Genomic DNA, 16440 nt, shown 5'->3' on the forward strand with positions numbered 1-16440 from the left:
TCACGCCTTGGGGTATTTGGCGTTGGCCTTCTTCACAAACTCGTTGGTGTAGACGGCGTCCAGGTTGAGCTTGGCGCTGGCCAGCTTGTCGTCCACGCTGGCCAGGGCGCGCAGAGCCGTTTCCGCGCCTTTGGGCGGGATGGTGCCGTCGGGCGACAGCGCCTTTTGCGCGGCCAGGAAGCCGTCGATGTACACCGCGCGGTCACCCAGCAGGTAGCTTTCGGGCACCACCTTGATGATGTCGCCGCCGCCTGCGGCCTGGATCCACTTGTTGGCGCGCACCATGGCGTTGGTCAGGGCCTGGGCGGTTTGGGGGTTCTTGTCCAGGAAAGGCTGCGGCGCGTACAGGCAGCCCGCGGGCATGGGGCCGCCGAACACTTTCTCGGCCTCGGACACGATGCGGGTGTCGGTGACGATCTTCAGGTCACCCGAGCGTTGCAGCAGGGTGATGACGGGGTCCAGGTTGCTGATGGCGTCGATCTGGCCCGAGCGCATGGCCGCCACCGCGCCGTTGGCCGCCCCCACGCCGATGATGCTCACGTCGCTGGGCTTGAGGCCCGCCTTGGCCAGCACGTAGTTCACCAGCACGTTGGTGGAACTGCCCGGTGCGGTCACGCCGATCTTCTTGCCCTTCAGGTCCGCGATGGACTTGAAATTGGGCATGGTCTTGGGGTTGACGCCCAGCACGATCTGCGGGGCCAGCCCCTGCAGCACAAAGGCCCGCATGGCCTGGCCCTTGGCCTGCATGTTGATGGTGTGCTCGAACGCGCCCGACACCACATCGGCACTGCCGCCCACCACCGCCTGCAGGGCCTTGGCACCGCCCGCAAAGTCCACGATGGTCACGTCCAGCCCCTCGGCCTTGAAGTAGCCCAGTTGCTCGGCAATGGTCAGCGGCAGGTAGTAGAAGAGGTTCTTGCCACCCACGGCGATGGTGAGCTTGGGCTTTTCCAGGCTCTGGGCCAGGCCCAGGGTGGGCAGGGCGGCCACGGCCAGGCCGGTGCCGATCAGGGTGCGTCGCTTCATGGTGTGTCTCCTGTTGAAATGGGCGGGCTCAGTCCAGCGGCAAACCGTCCACAAACACCTTGAGCTGGTGGGGCTCGAACGCTGTCCAGCATTCGTTGGCGGTCAGCGGCGTGGTGACGATCACGGCGGCCCGGTCGTCGGGCTGGTTGAGCTCGGCAAAGTTGACGGTCCAGTCGTGGTCCATCAGCGTGGCCTGGGCAAAGGGGTGCTGCCGCACCAGGTAGTGCAGCTTGGTGCTGCAATGCGCCCACAGCGCGTCGCCGTTGCTCAGCAAGAAGTTGAAGGTGCCAAACGCCCGCACCTGGGGCACCAGCTCGTGCAGGGTGTGGGTCAGCTCGGCCACGCTGGGCAGGGCGGCGTGGGACTTGGCCAGCTCCTGCATCAGCCAGCAGAACGCCCGTTCGCTGTCGGTGGTGCCCACTGGCTGGAAGTGGGTGTGCAGCTTGGGGTGGTAGTCCTTCAGGTCCCCGTTGTGGGCAAACACCCAATGGCGGCCCCACAGCTCGCGCACAAACGGGTGGGCATTCTCCAGGCACACAGAGCCGATGGTGGCCTTGCGCACGTGGGCAATGATGTTTTTGCTCTTTAAAGGATAGCGCTTGAGGAAATCGGCCATGGCCGATTGCGACGCGCATTCGTGGTCCACAAAGTGGCGCAGGCCCTTGCCCTCAAAAAAGGCGATGCCCCAGCCATCGGCATGGTGGTCGGTGGCCCCGCCGCGTTGGCAGAAACCGGTGAAGCTGAAGGTGGCGTCGGTGGGGGTGGCGCAATTGAGGCCGAGCAACTGGCACATGGGCGGGGTGGCTTGGGGGGCGTTCAGGGATGGGGGTGGGCGGCCACGCAGCGGGCACAAATGCAGGCCTTGCGTTGCGCGTGGGCGGGCACCTGCGCCAGCAGGCTGGCGGGAAAGTGCGCCTGGGTGCACCAGCACGGCGGGCTGCCCTCGCCGCGGGCACGCGGTTCGCCCGGGCACAGGGCGCAACCGTTGGGGCCGCCGCACAGCGGGCAACGGCTGGGGTCGAGGTCGGGTGGGGCAGAGGGCTGGGCGGACACAGCGCACCAGTTTACGCCCGCAGCATGGAGCCAATGCCGCCAAGTGCCGCGTCCGCGGCATTCCCTGGCGAGAATCGGGGCAGATGACCACCGCTCTCCTCCTGCCGTACCCCGCCTTGGCCCGGGCCATCGCCGCCGTGTTGACCGACCCTGCGGTGGCGGTGCCCCCGCGCCTGGTGCAGCCCCTGCCCGGAGGCGGCACCCTGTTTGTGATGCCCGCGCACGACGCCCGTGTGGCCATGACCAAACTCATCACCTTCACCCCTGGCAACGCCGAGCGGGGCCTGCCCACCATCCAGGGCGATGTGCTGGTGTTTGACGTGGCCACCGGTCAACGCGTGGCGGTGCTGGACGGCCCCACCGTCACGGCCCGCCGCACCGCGGCGGTGTCGCTGCTGGCGGCGCAGCGTCTGGCACCCCAGCCCCAAGGCCGCCTGTTGGTGGTGGGGGCCGGTGTGCAGGGGCGTGCCCACCTGGAGGCGTTTGCCGCGGGCCTGGGCACCCGCGAGGTGTGGGTGGCCTCGCGCAGCGCCCGCAGTGCCCAGGCGCTGGTGGACCATGCCCACGCCCTGGGGCTGGACGCCCGTGTGGTGCCCGACCCCAACGCCGCGCTGCCCGATTGCCCGCTGGTGGTCACCTGCACCCCGGCCCAGGGCGTGGTGCTGTCGGCCTTGCCCGGCCCGCAGCACTTTGTGGCTGCGGTGGGGGCCTTCACCCCCACCATGGTGGAACTGGCCCCTGAGCTCTGCCGCCACATGGCCGCCCAGGGCCGGGTGGTGGTGGACACCGACCTGGCCCACCACGAGGCCGGAGACCTTCTCCAGGCCGGGTTGGACCCCGCCACCTTCCCCACGCTGCGCGAGGTGGTTCAAGGCGGCGTGCCGCACATCCCTGGTCCTGTGCTGTTCAAAAGCTGCGGCTGGGCCGGGTGGGACCTGGCCGCGGCGCGGCTGGTGGTGGAGGGCCGGGCATGAGCGCCGGGAGCCACGCCGAAATCACCCGCCGCGGCATCGTGGCCATGCTGCTGGCCATGGGGTGTTTCTCGTTGATGGACACGTCCCTCAAGACCCTGTCGGCCCACTACGCGCCTTTGCAGGTGGCGGCCCTGCGTGGCCTGACCGCCTGGCCCTTGGTGCTGGCCCATGTGCTGTGGCAGCGCCAGGGGCACACCCTGTGGCGGGTGCGCTGGCCCTTGCACCTGCTGCGCGGCGGCTTGACGGTGGGCATGATCACCCTGTTTTCGCACGCGGTGCAAACGCTGTCGCTCACCTCGGCCTACGTGCTGTTTTTCATTGCGCCGGTGCTGGTCACCCTGCTGTCGGGACCGGTGCTGGGCGAAAAAGTGCCCCGCGCCAGCGTGTGGGCGGTGGTGCTGGGCTTTGGCGGCGTGTGGGTGGCCCTGCGGCCCGGGGCCGGTTTCTGGGACGACCTGTGGCGCTCCAGCGCCTCGCTGGCGGTGCTGGCCGCCGCCGCGGGGTATGCCGTGGCCGCGGTGGCGGGGCGGGTGCTGTCGCGCACCGACAGCTCGGCCTCGCTGGTGTTCTGGACCACCACCTTCCTGTCCATCGGTGCGCTGGCCCTGGCCCTGCCGGACTGGCAGCCGGTGTTGTGGGCCCATGCGCCCTGGCTGGTGTTGCTGGCGGTCACCGGCATGGCAGGGCAGATTTGCATTGTGGAAGCCTTCCGCCATGGCGACGCCGCCGTGGTGGCCCCCTTCGAATACTCGGCCCTGGCCTGGGGCGTGCTGTTCGACGCGGTGCTGTGGCAGGTGTGGCCCGACGGCTGGACCTGGGCCGGCGCCGCCCTGGTGGTGGCTGGTGGGGTGGTGCTGGTGCGGGCCGTCAGCGCCCCGCCCGCGGTGCCTGAGTCGTTGGATTGAGAGATATAGATGTTTTCGGTATAAACAACTGAAATCTAATTCGTTCCCAATCTGAAGCTTTGTTTCGATGATGCGGGCCATCTGCCTCACCCATCGAAAGGAACGCTTCATGACCCCCCGCCGCCACGCCCTGCGCCAAGCCCTCCGCACCCTGGGTGCCCTGACCCTGGTGGCTGCGTCCTGCATGGCCTGGGCGCAAAACAAGGTCGAGCTGCTCAACGTCTCCTACGACCCCACCCGCGAGCTCTACGTCGAGTTCAACGCCGCCTTTGCCAAGCACTGGAAGGCCAAGACCGGGCAGGACGTCAGCATCAAGCAAAGCCACGGCGGCTCGGGCAAGCAGGCCCGCTCCATCATCGACGGCCTGGAAGCCGATGTGGCCACCCTGGCCCTGGCCGGTGACACCGACGCCCTGAACGAGCACGGCGGCTGGATCCCCAAGGACTGGCAAAAACGCCTGCCGCTCAACAGCACGCCCTACGCCTCCACCATCATCCTGGCGGTGCGCGAAGGCAACCCCAAGAACATCAAGGACTGGGACGACCTCATCCGCGCCGACGTGAAGGTCATCACCCCCAACCCCAAGACCTCGGGCGGTGCGCGCTGGAACTACCTGGCCGCCTGGGAATTTGCCAAACGCAAATACGGCGGGGACGCCAAGGCCAAGGAGTTTGTGGCCAAGCTCTACGCCAACGTGCCCGTGCTCGACACCGGGGCCCGGGGCTCCACCATCACCTTTGCCCAGCGCAACCAGGGCGATGTGCTCATCGCCTGGGAAAACGAAGCCTACCTGCTGGAAAAGGAATTCGGCTCCAAGTTCGACGTGGTCTACCCCTCCATCTCCATCCTGGCCGAACCGGCGGTGACGGTGGTGGACAAGAACGTGGACAAGAAGGGCACACGGGCCGTGGCCACCGCCTACCTGGAGTACCTGTACAGCGACGAGGGCCAGGACATTGCGGGCAAGAACTTCTACCGCCCCACATCGCCCAAGGCGCAGGCCAAGTACGCCAAGCAGTTTCCCAAGTTGAACCTGTTCAAGATCGACGAGGCGTTTGGCGGCTGGACGCAGGCCACCAAGGTGCACTTTGCCGACGGTGGCAGCTTTGACCAGATCTACACCAAGAAGTGAAGGGAGAAACCATCATGTCCGTCCTGCTCATCCACGGCAGCCCGTCCGACCAATCCCGCTCGGTGGCGCTGGCCGAAGGCATTGCCCAGCGCCTGAACCCGCGCCAGACCTTTGTGGACCGCCTCAGCGTGCGTTCCCTACCCCCGCAGGCGCTGCTGCTGGCTGACGCGGGGAACACCGCCATCATCAAAGCCGCCTTGCAGGTGGAGCGGGCCGAGGTGATTGTGGTGGGCACCCCTGTGTACAAGGCCGCCTACAGCGGCGCACTCAAGGTGTTTCTGGACGTGTTGCCGCAAGACGCCTTCAAGGGCAAGACGGTGCTGCCCCTGGCCACCGGCGGCAGCCCGCACCACATGCTGGCGCTGGACTATGCGCTGCGCCCGGTGCTGCAGTCGCTGGGGGCGCTGCACATCCTGCCCGGGGTGTACGCCAGCGAAAAACAGCTGCCCCGCAACGCCGAAGGTGGGTACGACTTTGACGAGGACGTGTCCCGCCGCCTGGACGAAGCCGCCCACCTGGTGGCCACCCAGGGCTTGCGGCAACCCATCACCCCGGGGTTTGCGCCCATTCCCTTTGGTCAGGTGCGCTGCAGCGTCTGACCGCACCACCACCCCCTGACCCCTTCCCCACTGAAGTGCCGTGCAACCCGGCCGGGGGAGGCCTTGCCCGAATTCACCTGATTTGTCTCGATTGGAGAACCTGAACATGACCGCCTGGAGCCGCCGCCACTTTGTGTCCACCTTCGTTGCCGGGGCCGCTGCCTCGTCGCTGCTGCCCGCCACCGCACAAGCCCAGACCGCGGCGCAGTCAACCACCCGCACCTTGCGCATCGGTTACCAGAAGGGTTGGCTGTCCATCCTGAAGAACCGGGGCACCCTGGAAAAACGCCTCACCCCGCTGGGCGTCAACGTCACCTGGACCGAGTTTGTGGCCGGGCCGGTGCAGCTGGAGGCGCTGAACGTGGGCTCCATCGACTTTGGCGACGTGGGCGAAGCCCCGCCCATCTTCGCCCAGGCCGCGGGCGCGCCGCTGGTGTACGCCGGGGCCACCGTGCCCCGCCCTCGGCTGGAAGCCCTGCTGGTGCCCAAGGACTCGCCCATCCGGTCGGTGGCCGACCTCAAGGGCAAGAAGGTGGCCTACAACAAGGGCTCCAACGTGCAGTACTTCCTGGTCAAGCTGCTGGAGAAACACGGCCTGAAGTACAGCGACGTGCAGTCCGTCTTTTTGCCCCCGCCCGACGCCCGGGCGGCGTTCCAGAAGGGCTCGGTGGACGCCTGGCTGATCTGGGAACCCTTCCTGTCCGCTGCCGAAAAGTCGCTGGACGCCCGCGTGCTGGCCGACGCCAGCGGCGTGGCCAACAACCGGGCGTACTACTTCACCTCGCGCGATTTCGCCACCCGCCACACCGACGTGCTGAAGGTGGCCCTGGAGGAAATCAAGGCCGTGGACACCTGGATTGCCAAGAACCCGCGCGAGGCTGCGCAGGAGCTGTCCAAGGTGCTGGGCTTGGACGTGTCGGTCACCGAGTCCTTCCTCCAGCGCACCGACCACGGCCTGGTGCCGGTCAACGGCGACATCCTGGCCGAGCAGCAGGCCATTGCCGACACCTTCTACCAGCTCAAGCTCATTCCCAAGCCGCTCAACCTGCGCCACGCCGCGCCGGTCAACCTGAACTGAAGGCCCTTGGCCTCACGGAGTCCGCCATGAACCACCCCACGCCCCAGCCCGCCCCGCACCCCAACCACCGCCGCCAGACCCTGCGCCTGATGGCGCTCACGGCGGCCCAGTGGTGTCTGGCCGGGCCGGTGGTGATGCGCGACGCATGGGCCCAGGCCCAGGCTCCGGTGACCGATGCGCAGCCGCTCAAGCTGTTGCGCATTGGCTACCAGAAGGCGGCGGTCAACCTGGTGGTGGTCAAGCAGACGCGGGCGCTGGAAAAACGCTACCCCGAGGCCAAGATCACCTGGTTGGAGTTTCCCGCCGGGCCGCAGCTGCTGGAGGCCCTGGCCACCGGCAGCCTGGAGTTCGGGCTGACGGGCGACTCGCCCCCGGTGTTCGCCCAGGCCGCGGGCAAGGACCTGCTGTACGTGGGGGCCGAACCCCCCAAACCCAAAAGCTCGGCCATCCTGGTGCTGAAGGACTCACCAGTGCAGACCGTGGCCGACCTCAAGGGCCGCAAGGTGGCCTTGCAAAAGGGCTCCAGTGCGCACTTTCTGCTGGTGCGGGCGGTGGAAAAGGCCGGGTTGGCGTGGGCCGACATCCAGCCCGTGTACCTGGCGCCTGCCGATGCCCGTGCCGCCTTCGAGCGCGGCAGCGTGGACGCCTGGGCCATCTGGGACCCGTTCTACGCCGTGACCGAGCTGGCCCTGCCCACCCGGGTGCTGACCACGGGTGAGGGCCTGTCGGGCAACAACTCCTTCTACCTGGCCTCCCGTGCCCTGGTGACCCAGCACCCCGCGGTGCTGGATGCCCTGTTCGACGAACTGACGTTGGCCGACCGCTTTGTGCAGCAGCAGCGCCCCGCCGCCATCAGGCTGATTGCCGACTTTGCGGGGCTGGACGCCGGGGTGGTCAGCCTGTTTTTGCAGCGCCGCCCGGCGTCGCCGGTGCTCGCGCTCCAGCCCGCCACGGAGGCCGACCAGCAGCGCGTGGCCGATGCCTTTGCCCGGCTCAACCTCATCCCCAAACCGGTGAAGGTGAGTGAGGCGGTGTGGCGCGGAAGTTTGAAGAAATAAACCCATCTAGCGCTTATTCAAAAAGCGCAAGCAGCTATTAATTCAGGAGTAAATGATGAACATTTTCTGGTTCCTGCCCATCCACGGCGACGGCCACCACCTGGGCACCGCCCACCGCTCGCGTGCGGTGGACCACCACTACCTCCAACAAATTGCCCAGGCCGCCGACCGGCTGGGTTATGGCGGCGTGTTGATCCCCACCGGGCGCTCGTGCGAGGACTCGTGGATCGTCGCCTCCAGCCTCATCCCCGTCACGAAACGGCTCAAGTTTTTGGTGGCGTTGCGGCCCAGCACCATTTCCCCCACGGTGTCGGCCCGCCAGGCCGCCACGCTGGACCGCCTGAGCGAAGGCCGCCTGCTGGTCAACGTGGTGGCCGGTGGTGACGCGGGCGACCTGGAGGCCGACGGCACCTTCCTGAGCCACGACGAACGTTACGAACACGCCCGCGAGTTCCTGGACGTGTGGACCCGCCTGCTGGCGGGCGAGGAGGTGACCTACGAGGGCAAGCACATCCACGTCAAAGGGGCCAAGCAGCTGTTCCCGCCGGTGCAGCGTCCGCACCCGCCGCTGTACTTCGGTGGCTCGTCCGACGCCGCGCACGACCTGGCCGCCGAAAAGGTGGAGCTGTACCTGACCTGGGGCGAACCGCCCGCCGAGGTGGAAAAGAAGTTCAACGACGTGCGCAAACGCGCCGAAGCGCTGGGCCGCAAGGTCAAGTTCGGGGTGCGGCTGCACGTCATCCCCCGCGAAACCAACGACCAGGCCTGGGCCGCGGCGGACGACCTCATCAAGTACCTGGACGACGACACCGTGGCCAAGGCCCAGGCGGCTTTTGCCCGCATGGACTCGGAGGGGCAACGCCGCATGCGCGCCCTGCACGGGGGCAACCGCTCCAAGCTCGAAATCAGCCCCAACCTGTGGGCCGGGGTGGGCCTGGCCCGCGGCGGTGCAGGCACCGCCCTGGTGGGGGATGGCGAAACCATCGCCCGCCGCCTCAAGGAATACCAGGACCTGGGGGCCGACACCTTCGTGCTCTCGGGCTACCCCCACCTGGAGGAAGCCTACCGCTTTGCCGAGCTGGTGTTCCCGCACATCGGCGTGCAGGCCCCCGGCACCACCGAGCAGCCCAACCTGGTCAGCCCCTTTGGCGAGGTGGTGGGCAACACCCTGGTGCCCGCCCGGCAGGCCGCTCAGAGTTGACCCGCCAACAGCTGACCCCGCCACCCCAGGAGCCCTTCCATGCGTTCAAGCCTTTCTTCCTCTCCCCCCGCGGCCGCGGTGGCCGACCTCAGCCCCGAGCTGTCCTCCGGCCTCGCCTGGTCGGCCGGGCCGTCCACCTTGTCCGAGTCGTTCGCGTCGGCCACCCCGTCCGCCGTCTGGCTGGCCTGGGGCCGCTGGTGGCGGGCCGCGGTGCAGCGTGTGCTGCCCTGGTTGGTGCCGGTGCTGCTGCTGGTGGTGTGGCAGGCCGCGTCCAGCCTGGGCTGGCTGTCCACCCGGGTGCTGCCCTCGCCCTGGCAGGTGGTGGAAGCGTTCTGGGCCCTGTCCAGCAGCGGTGAGTTGTGGACACACGTGAAGGTCAGCGCCTGGCGGGCCTTGACCGGCCTGGCCATCGGTGGCGGCCTGGGGCTGGTGCTGGGTTTGCTGACCGGCTCCAGCAAGCTGGCCGAAACGCTGCTGGACTCCAGCGTGCAGATGGTGCGCAACATCCCGGCGCTGGCGCTCATTCCGCTGGTGATCCTGTGGTTCGGCATCGAGGAAGAGGCCAAGCTGTTCCTCATCGCCGTGTCGGTGTTCTTCCCCATCTACCTCAACACCTTCCACGGCATCCGCAACGTGGACCCCGGGCTGGTGGAAATGGGCCGCACCTACGGCCTGGACCGCTGGCAGCTGTACACCCAGATCGTGCTGCCCGGTGCGCTGTCGTCCATCCTGGTGGGGCTGCGGTTCTCGCTGGGGCTGATGTGGGTGATTCTGATCGTGGCCGAGACCATTTCGGCCCAGGCCGGCATTGGCTACCTGACCATGAACGCCCGCGAGTTTTTGCAGACCGACGTGGTGCTGGTGGGCATCCTGCTGTACGCCGCGTTGGGCAAGCTGGCCGACGTGTTCGCCAAGGCGCTGGAGCGGCACTGGCTGCGCTGGCACCCCGGTTACCAGGGCACCAACGCCCAGAAGTCCTGAGAGGCACCCCATGAACACCCCCGTGAACAACCCCACCCCCACCGCCGCGGGCGGCGTGCGCCTGGTGCTGCGCGGCCTGGGCAAGCGCTACGGTCGCCGCGACGTGTTGCGCGACACCGAGCTGACCATTGAACCGGGCCAGTTTGTGGCCATCGTGGGCCGCAGCGGCTGCGGCAAAAGCACGCTGCTGCGCCTGGTGGCCGGGCTGGAAGAGGCCACCAGTGGCCACATCGAGGCCGATGGCCAGCGCATCCAGGGCCTGTCGGGCCAGACACGCATCATGTTCCAGGACTCGCGCCTGCTGCCCTGGAAACGGGTGCTGGACAACGTGGCGCTGGGGTTGAAACCTGCGCAACGGCAGGCCGCGTTGGATGTGCTCAGCCGCGTGGGCCTGGGCGACCGCGGCCCCGAGTGGCCTGCCCGCCTGTCGGGCGGCCAGCGCCAGCGTGTGGCCCTGGCCCGTGCCCTGGTGCACCAGCCCCGCCTGCTGCTGTTGGACGAACCCCTGGGCGCACTGGATGCGCTCACCCGCATCGAGATGCACCGCCTCATCGAAGGGCTGTGGCGCGCCAGCGGCTTCACCGCGCTGCTGGTCACGCACGACGTGCAAGAGGCGGTGGCCCTGGCCGACCGCGTGATCCTCATCGAAGACGGGCGCATTGCGCTCGACCAGGTGGTGGACCTGCCCCGCCCCCGTGCCCACGGCGACGCCGCCTTTGCTGCGCTGGAAAAACGCATTCTGGACCGGGTGCTGCAACGCCCCGGCACCGACGACGTGGCCGACCCGCCCGACCCGCATTGGGGCGTGCCCGCCCACGGCCTGCGCTGGGCCGTCTGACTTTCCCGCATCCACCCGATTTTCAACCCCTCGTTTCAAGGAGAAACACCATGTCCATCCAAGCCATCAACGTGCGCAACCAGTTCAAAGGCAAGGTCAAAGAAATCATCCGCGGCGACGTGGTGTCCGAGGTCGATGTCGAGACGCCCTGGGGCGTCGTCACCTCGGTCATCACCACCCGCTCGGTCAACGACCTGGGCCTGCAGGTGGGCTCCGAGGTGGTGGCCCTGGTCAAGTCCACCGAGGTGTCCATTGCCAAGTTGTGAGAAAAAATGGCAACTAGCGCTTTCATTGTTTGATGTAAGTGCTATCGATTTGATTGCTTGAGTTTGGGGCCGCCGTGCATGGTGCACTGCGGCCTTGCCGTTGTTCCGCGGGGGACGTGGCAACAAAAAAGCCCCGTCGCTCACACGCGACGAGGTGTTGAGGGCCTTGCAGCCCCTGGCCTGAAGGGGCTGCCCGCTTGAAGGGCCTGCCCGTCCGCCTCAGGCGGCCCGCTGCTGTTCTTGCGCCTGGCGTTGCAAGGTGTGGCGGTTTTCCGGGCGGGCCAGCCCCAGGTGTTCGCGCAGCGTGGTGCCGGTGTAGGCGGTGCGAAACAGGCCGCGGCGTTGCAGCTCGGGGATGACCAGGTCCACAAACTCGTCCAGGCTGGCGGGCAGCACCGGGGGCAGCACGTTGAAGCCGTCGGCGGCACCGTTGTCAAACCACAGCTGCAACTGGTCGGCAATCTGGGTGGGGGTGCCCACCAGCGTCCAATGGCCACGGGCGGTGGCCACCCATTGGTAGAGCTGGCGGATGCTGAAGCCGTGCTTCTTGGCGATGTCGCTCATCATCTGCTGGCGGCTCACCCAGCCCTCGGTGCGGGGCAGTTCGGGCAGGGGGCCGTCCAGCGGGTGACCCGACAGGTCCACGCCGCCCGACAGGCGGGCCAGCAGGTCCAGGCCGTCTTCGGGGGCGATCAGGTCGTTCAGTTCTTGCAACTTGGCGCGGGCTTCTTCCTCGGTGCGGCCCACGTAGACCGACACGCCGGGCATGATCTTCAGCTCGTCGGGCGAGCGGCCGTACTTGGCCAGCCGCCCTTTCAGGTTCTTGTAGAAGGCCTGGGCGTCTTCCAGGCTTTGCTGGGCGGTGAACACCACCTCGGCGGTGCGGGCGGCCAGCTCCAGCCCGGGTTCGGACTGACCGGCCTGCACCACCACCGGGTGGCCCTGGCGCGAGCGAGAGACGTTGAGCGCCCCGGCCACCGCAAAGTGTTTGCCCTGGTGGCGCGGGGGGTGCACCTTGGCGGGGTCGAAATAGCGCCCGCTGGCGGTGTCGCGCACAAAGGCGTCGTCTTCCCAGCTGTCCCACAAGGCGGTCACGGTGTCCACGAACTCGTTGGCGCGTTCGTAACGGTCGGTGGCGGCCAGTTGCTGCTCAAAGCCGTAGTTCTTGGCGGTTTCGTCCCCGATGGTGGTGACCACGTTCCAGCCCGCACGCCCGTCGCTCAGCGCGTCCAGCGAGGCGAACTTGCGCGCCAGGTTGTAGGGCTCTTCGTAGGTGGTGGAGGCCGTGGCAATGAAACCGATGCGGCGGGTCACCGTGGACAGCGCCGAAAACAGCGTGACCGGCTCGAAGTCCACCGCCTTGGCGCTGGAGCCCGAACCGATGACGCCGCTGAAGTTCACGCCAAGGCCGTCGGCCAGGAAGAAGGCGTCGAACAACCCGCGCTCGGCGGTCTGGGCCAGGCGTTTGTAGTGCTCGAAGTTCAGCGGCCCGAAGGCGTTGGACCCGGGGTGCCGCCACGCGGCAATGTGTTGGCCTGCGCCGGGCAGAAACGCCCCCAGGCGAAGTTGTCGGCTCATGGGAAAACTCCTCAACGGTGTGGAACAGGCGTCCCACTCTAGGCACGGGCCGAGGGCGCGTGAACGATGCCTTTTGCATATGCATCTGCGGAAAATGCCGGGGGTTCTATATGTTTGTGCGTTCTAAGGTTCCAATTTTTTATTCGTTGGCACTGGGGGCGTGTGGTCCTACAGTCCACCGCATAAACACCCACGCATTGGAGCGATTCCCCATGACCCGCTACTTCGACGACAACTCGCTGTCCATTGGCCGCACCCCGCTGGTCAAGCTCAACCGCATCACCGACGGGGCCGCGGCCACCGTCCTGGCCAAGATCGAAGGCCGCAACCCCGCCTACTCGGTCAAGTGCCGCATTGGCGCCGCCCTGGTGTGGGACGCCGAAAAGCGCGGCGTGCTCGGCCCGGGCAAGGAAATCGTGGAGCCCACCAGCGGCAACACCGGCATTGCGCTGGCGTTTGTGGCCGCGTCGCGGGGCATTCCCATCACCCTCACCATGCCCGACACCATGAGCATCGAGCGGCGCAAGCTGCTGCTGGCCTACGGTGCCAAGCTGGTGCTGACCGAAGGGGCCAAGGGCATGAAGGGGGCCATTGCCAAGGCCGAGGAAATTGCCGCCAGCGACCCCGCCAAGTACGTGCTGCTGCAACAGTTCAAGAACCCGGCCAACCCCGCCATCCACGAGGCCACCACCGGCCCCGAAATCTGGGAAGACACCGACGGTGGCATCGACATCCTGGTGTCCGGCGTGGGCACGGGCGGCACCATCACCGGCATTTCGCGCTTCATCAAGAAGGCCAAGGGCAAGGCCATCACCTCGGTGGCGGTGGAGCCCGCGGCCAGCCCGGTGCTGACACAGACGCGCAATGGCGAAGAAGTGAAACCCGGCCCCCACAAAATCCAAGGCATTGGTGCCGGCTTTGTGCCCGACGTGCTGGACCTGTCGCTGGTGGACGCCATCGAGCAGGTGAGCAACGACGACGCGGTGCTGTTCGCCCGCCGCCTGGCGCGGGAAGAGGGCATTTTGTCCGGCATCTCCTGCGGGGCAGCCGCAGCCGCAGCGGTGCGCTGGGCGCACAAGCCCGAAAACGCGGGCAAGACCATCGTGGTCATCCTGCCTGACTCGGGCGAGCGTTACCTCAGCTCGGTGCTGTTCGAAGGGGTGTTTGACGGGGCCACCGGCTTGGCTGCCTGACATGCCCCGCGTGATCATCGTTCCTGGCTGGCGCAACTCCGGCCCCCGCCACTGGCAAAGCCTGTGGGCGTCCCGCCTGCCCAACGCCCAGCGTGTGGAGCAGGACGATTGGATCACCCCCACCCGCCGCGCCTGGGTGGCGCGGCTGGCGGACACCATCCTGTCGTCACCGCAGCCCGTGGTGCTGGTGGCCCACAGCCTGGGCTGCATTGCCAGCGTGGAGCTGCCGCCCGAAGCCGCCGCCCATGTGCGGGCCGCCCTGCTGGTGGCCCCGGCGGACCCCGAGCGGCGGGGCCAACTGGCCGACTTTGCCCCCGTGCCCTACCAGCCGCTGCCCTACCGCAGCCTGCTGGTGGCCAGCGACAACGACCCCTTCTGCCCCGTGCGCCTGGCCGCGGCCTATGCGCGGGCCTGGGGCAGCGATTTCGTCAAGCTGCATGGTGCCGGGCACATCAACGTCGATTCCGGCCATGGCGACTGGCCGCTGGGCTGGGGCCTGCTGCAAGGCCTGCTGAGCGAGTGTGGCGCGGCGGGCATTCCCGGTGCGGCCACCAAGGAAGCACTGGCGGCTTGAGCCTCTTGTAAAAAGGGATGGTTCCTCATTAAAAATCCGCTTCCATCGAAGCGTTTGTTCACCCACAGTCGGGACCTTCTGACTTCTTTCTGAAGGTTCCAACCATGTTGAAAACGTTATCCCTGATGGTCCTGGGCGCAACGCTCGGGCTGGCGCTGGTGGTGGGCGATGCCCATGCCGCCAAACGCCTGGGCGGTGGCCGGTCCACCGGCATGCAGCGTGAGTCGGTCACGCAGCCACACACGCCCAACGCACCGTCGTCCAACCCCTCGGTGGCTTCAGCCCCCAAACCGGCCAACGCCGCCGCCGCGCCTGCCGCTGCTGCGGCACCCAAGCGCTCGTGGTTGGGCCCCATTGCGGGCATCGCCGCGGGTCTGGGTTTGGCGGCCCTGGCCTCCCACCTGGGTTTTGGGCAGGAACTGGCCACCTTCATGATGCTGGCCCTGATCGGCGTGGCGGTGCTCGCCGTGGCGGGCTGGTTCATGCGCAAGCGTTTGGCGTCGGCGCAGCCGCAACCCGCGTGGGCGGGGGCCGGTGCAGGGGCAGGCGTGGAGCCCACCCGCTACAACACTGATGACCGCGGCCAGCTCGGTGCGGCGGGTGGCATGGGTGCGGGTGGTTCGCTGATTGGCTCCAACCTGGCCGGGGGCGCAACGGCGGGCCGGGTGTGGCCGCAGGGCTTTGACGCCGCCGCGTTCGAAGCCAACGCCCGCCAGCAGTTCCTGGCCTTGCAGGCCGCGCACGACGCCGCCAACCTGGCCGAAATCCGCCGCTGCACCACCGACGAGATGTACGACGCCCTGCGCCACGAGGTGGCCGACCGCGGCCCCCAGGCGGCCACCGAGGTGCGCGACCTCCAGGCCACCGTGGTGGACGTGCAGGAAGATGCCAACGGCCATGTGGTGACGGTGCGCTTCACCGCCACGGTGGTGGAAGACCGGGGCGTGCCCGAGCCGTTGGACGAGTTCTGGCACCTCAGCAAGTCCCGCTTTGGCCACAGTGGCTGGTTGCTGGCGGGGATTCAGCAGGGGGGTTGACGTTCGGCGCTTCCGTGTGGGTGAGGGGACGTTAGACCTCTCACTTGAAGAGCCTGGTGGATATCGTGCCAATGCCGATTCCTCCAGCCACACCTACAGCAAGGTAGAGCTTCGCTTCAGACCAGGACGTGATGCCGGAGTGTTGAGCAACAAGGGCACCGACTCCGCAGCCTGCAAACGCCCACAGAATGAGAGCGATGTGATTGCGGGTCATCGTGGGTCGTTGGTATGGGGTTTGAATGGCCAAGCGTGGCGGCTGGCGCTATGCGGCTTCATTGCACGGCGTTCAATGAATGAAGGGGCGAGGACGGCCATCATCTTAGACCTCGGACGCAACATGAACATGGCCTTGCTCAAGGTCTTCGAGGTAGCACTCAAGATTCCCTGCAATTTTTGAGAGAACGCTTGGCAGGTACGGCACAAGTTCAGCGAACTTTGCATCGCCACCAATAGGACCGCCATGGTAGTGACAGCAATGTTCAAGAATGTCTTCTCGCTCTTGTGGCGGTAGTTGTTGCAATGGGTCGCGGTCGTTGTAATCGTGGAGACCGGAAAGATGAATGAAGGCACAGCCAAACTTGTAAACCGAGCGTGTCCAACCTTGAAGGTCTTGAGCGAGATCGACCATTTCTTTGTCGGTTACGGAAGCTCGTGAGGCTGCTTGGGTCCACTTGTCCCCGCGAACAGAAGCTTCGATTAATGCAGTACGTCGCTCGGTGTTTTGCGTCAGTAGGTAGATGACGCGAACCATTGAGTCGAGTTCTTGGCGGAGAACGGCGACCATTTGACCAGCGAGTCCTTCACGCGCCAGAACCTGCATTGCGCGTTCGTGCTCTTTCGACCGATTTCTGACTTGGCGCAGGAAAACAGGGAGGGCGTCCATAGAGGTCTAACTTGTGGTTTATCCAACCAAACACCGGATACCCACAACTGTCGTCGCAAAAAAA

At 66.9% G+C, this 16440-nt stretch carries 18 protein-coding genes; 13 read left to right on the plus strand and 5 right to left on the minus strand.

The window, feature by feature from the left end:
• Genes ACYVB7_RS09880 through ACYVB7_RS09890 form a run of 3 tightly spaced genes read right to left on the minus strand, consistent with a single transcriptional unit; the run spans window position 1 to window position 2079 of the window.
• Window positions 1-1026: a type 2 periplasmic-binding domain-containing protein gene (locus tag ACYVB7_RS09880; RefSeq protein ID WP_460506910.1), complete on the minus strand. Its 1026-nt coding sequence runs from the start codon at window positions 1024-1026 to the stop codon at window positions 1-3.
• A gap of 28 nt (window positions 1027-1054) precedes the next feature.
• A complete protein-coding gene (locus ACYVB7_RS09885; protein WP_460506912.1) occupies window positions 1055-1819 on the minus strand; it encodes a class II glutamine amidotransferase in 765 nt (254 codons plus the stop codon).
• Window positions 1820-1842: 23 nt separating this feature from the next.
• Window positions 1843-2079, minus strand: coding sequence for a cysteine-rich CWC family protein (locus ACYVB7_RS09890; RefSeq protein WP_460506914.1), 237 nt, complete (start codon window positions 2077-2079; stop codon window positions 1843-1845).
• 83 nt (window positions 2080-2162) lie between these two features.
• On the opposite strand from ACYVB7_RS09890, the gene ACYVB7_RS09895 reads away from it, so the two are divergent.
• The 10 genes from ACYVB7_RS09895 to ACYVB7_RS09940 all read left to right on the plus strand — a co-directional run bounded on the left by ACYVB7_RS09895 (window position 2163) and on the right by ACYVB7_RS09940 (window position 11111).
• On the plus strand, window positions 2163-3053 hold the full coding sequence (locus ACYVB7_RS09895; RefSeq protein WP_460506915.1) for a delta(1)-pyrroline-2-carboxylate reductase family protein: 891 nt from the start codon (window positions 2163-2165) through the stop codon (window positions 3051-3053).
• Window positions 3050-3958: a DMT family transporter gene (locus ACYVB7_RS09900; protein WP_460506917.1), complete on the plus strand. Its 909-nt coding sequence runs from the start codon at window positions 3050-3052 to the stop codon at window positions 3956-3958. The genes ACYVB7_RS09895 and ACYVB7_RS09900 overlap by 4 nt, the downstream gene beginning before the upstream one ends.
• 109 nt (window positions 3959-4067) lie before the next feature.
• Complete coding sequence (locus ACYVB7_RS09905; protein WP_460506919.1) at window positions 4068-5090, plus strand: sulfate ABC transporter substrate-binding protein; 1023 nt, start codon at window positions 4068-4070, stop codon at window positions 5088-5090.
• Window positions 5091-5104: 14 nt separating this feature from the next.
• Window positions 5105-5689: an NADPH-dependent FMN reductase family protein gene (ssuE, locus tag ACYVB7_RS09910; protein ID WP_460506921.1), complete on the plus strand. Its 585-nt coding sequence runs from the start codon at window positions 5105-5107 to the stop codon at window positions 5687-5689.
• Window positions 5690-5795: 106 nt separating this feature from the next.
• Complete coding sequence (locus ACYVB7_RS09915) at window positions 5796-6767, plus strand: sulfonate ABC transporter substrate-binding protein (RefSeq protein ID WP_460506923.1); 972 nt, start codon at window positions 5796-5798, stop codon at window positions 6765-6767.
• A gap of 26 nt (window positions 6768-6793) precedes the next feature.
• A complete protein-coding gene (locus ACYVB7_RS09920; RefSeq protein WP_460506925.1) occupies window positions 6794-7825 on the plus strand; it encodes a type 2 periplasmic-binding domain-containing protein in 1032 nt (343 codons plus the stop codon).
• 55 nt (window positions 7826-7880) lie between these two features.
• Entirely contained in the window at window positions 7881-9026 is a 1146-nt protein-coding gene (gene ssuD, locus ACYVB7_RS09925; RefSeq protein ID WP_460506927.1) for an FMNH2-dependent alkanesulfonate monooxygenase, read from the plus strand.
• Between the two features lie 39 nt (window positions 9027-9065).
• Window positions 9066-10007, plus strand: a complete 942-nt coding sequence (gene ssuC, locus ACYVB7_RS09930; RefSeq protein WP_460506929.1) for an ABC transporter permease — start codon at window positions 9066-9068, stop codon at window positions 10005-10007.
• Window positions 10008-10017: 10 nt separating this feature from the next.
• Window positions 10018-10845: a P-loop NTPase family protein gene (locus ACYVB7_RS09935; RefSeq protein ID WP_460506931.1), complete on the plus strand. Its 828-nt coding sequence runs from the start codon at window positions 10018-10020 to the stop codon at window positions 10843-10845.
• Between the two features lie 50 nt (window positions 10846-10895).
• On the plus strand, window positions 10896-11111 hold the full coding sequence (locus ACYVB7_RS09940; RefSeq protein ID WP_460506933.1) for a TOBE domain-containing protein: 216 nt from the start codon (window positions 10896-10898) through the stop codon (window positions 11109-11111).
• Window positions 11112-11330: 219 nt separating this feature from the next.
• Here ACYVB7_RS09940 and ACYVB7_RS09945 read toward each other — a convergent pair whose 3' ends face one another.
• A complete protein-coding gene (locus ACYVB7_RS09945; RefSeq protein ID WP_460506935.1) occupies window positions 11331-12689 on the minus strand; it encodes an LLM class flavin-dependent oxidoreductase in 1359 nt (452 codons plus the stop codon).
• A 212-nt stretch (window positions 12690-12901) separates the two neighbouring features.
• Between ACYVB7_RS09945 and cysK the strand changes: the two genes are divergently transcribed.
• From cysK to ACYVB7_RS09960, 3 genes are all read left to right on the plus strand, one after another.
• Window positions 12902-13882, plus strand: coding sequence for a PALP domain-containing protein (gene cysK / locus ACYVB7_RS09950; RefSeq protein ID WP_460506937.1), 981 nt, complete (start codon window positions 12902-12904; stop codon window positions 13880-13882).
• A 1-nt stretch (window position 13883) separates the two neighbouring features.
• Window positions 13884-14456, plus strand: coding sequence for an RBBP9/YdeN family alpha/beta hydrolase (locus ACYVB7_RS09955; RefSeq protein ID WP_460506939.1), 573 nt, complete (start codon window positions 13884-13886; stop codon window positions 14454-14456).
• 104 nt (window positions 14457-14560) lie between these two features.
• The gene (locus ACYVB7_RS09960) at window positions 14561-15493 is read left to right on the plus strand and encodes a Tim44 domain-containing protein (protein ID WP_460506942.1); all 933 of its coding nucleotides are present in this window, start codon (window positions 14561-14563) and stop codon (window positions 15491-15493) included.
• 319 nt (window positions 15494-15812) lie between these two features.
• Here the strand turns inward: ACYVB7_RS09960 and ACYVB7_RS09965 are convergent, their stop codons facing one another.
• The gene (locus ACYVB7_RS09965) at window positions 15813-16376 is read right to left on the minus strand and encodes a hypothetical protein (RefSeq protein WP_460506944.1); all 564 of its coding nucleotides are present in this window, start codon (window positions 16374-16376) and stop codon (window positions 15813-15815) included.
• Between the last annotated feature and the right edge of the window lie 64 nt (window positions 16377-16440).

It is taken from the genome of Hydrogenophaga soli (genome assembly GCF_054777695.1).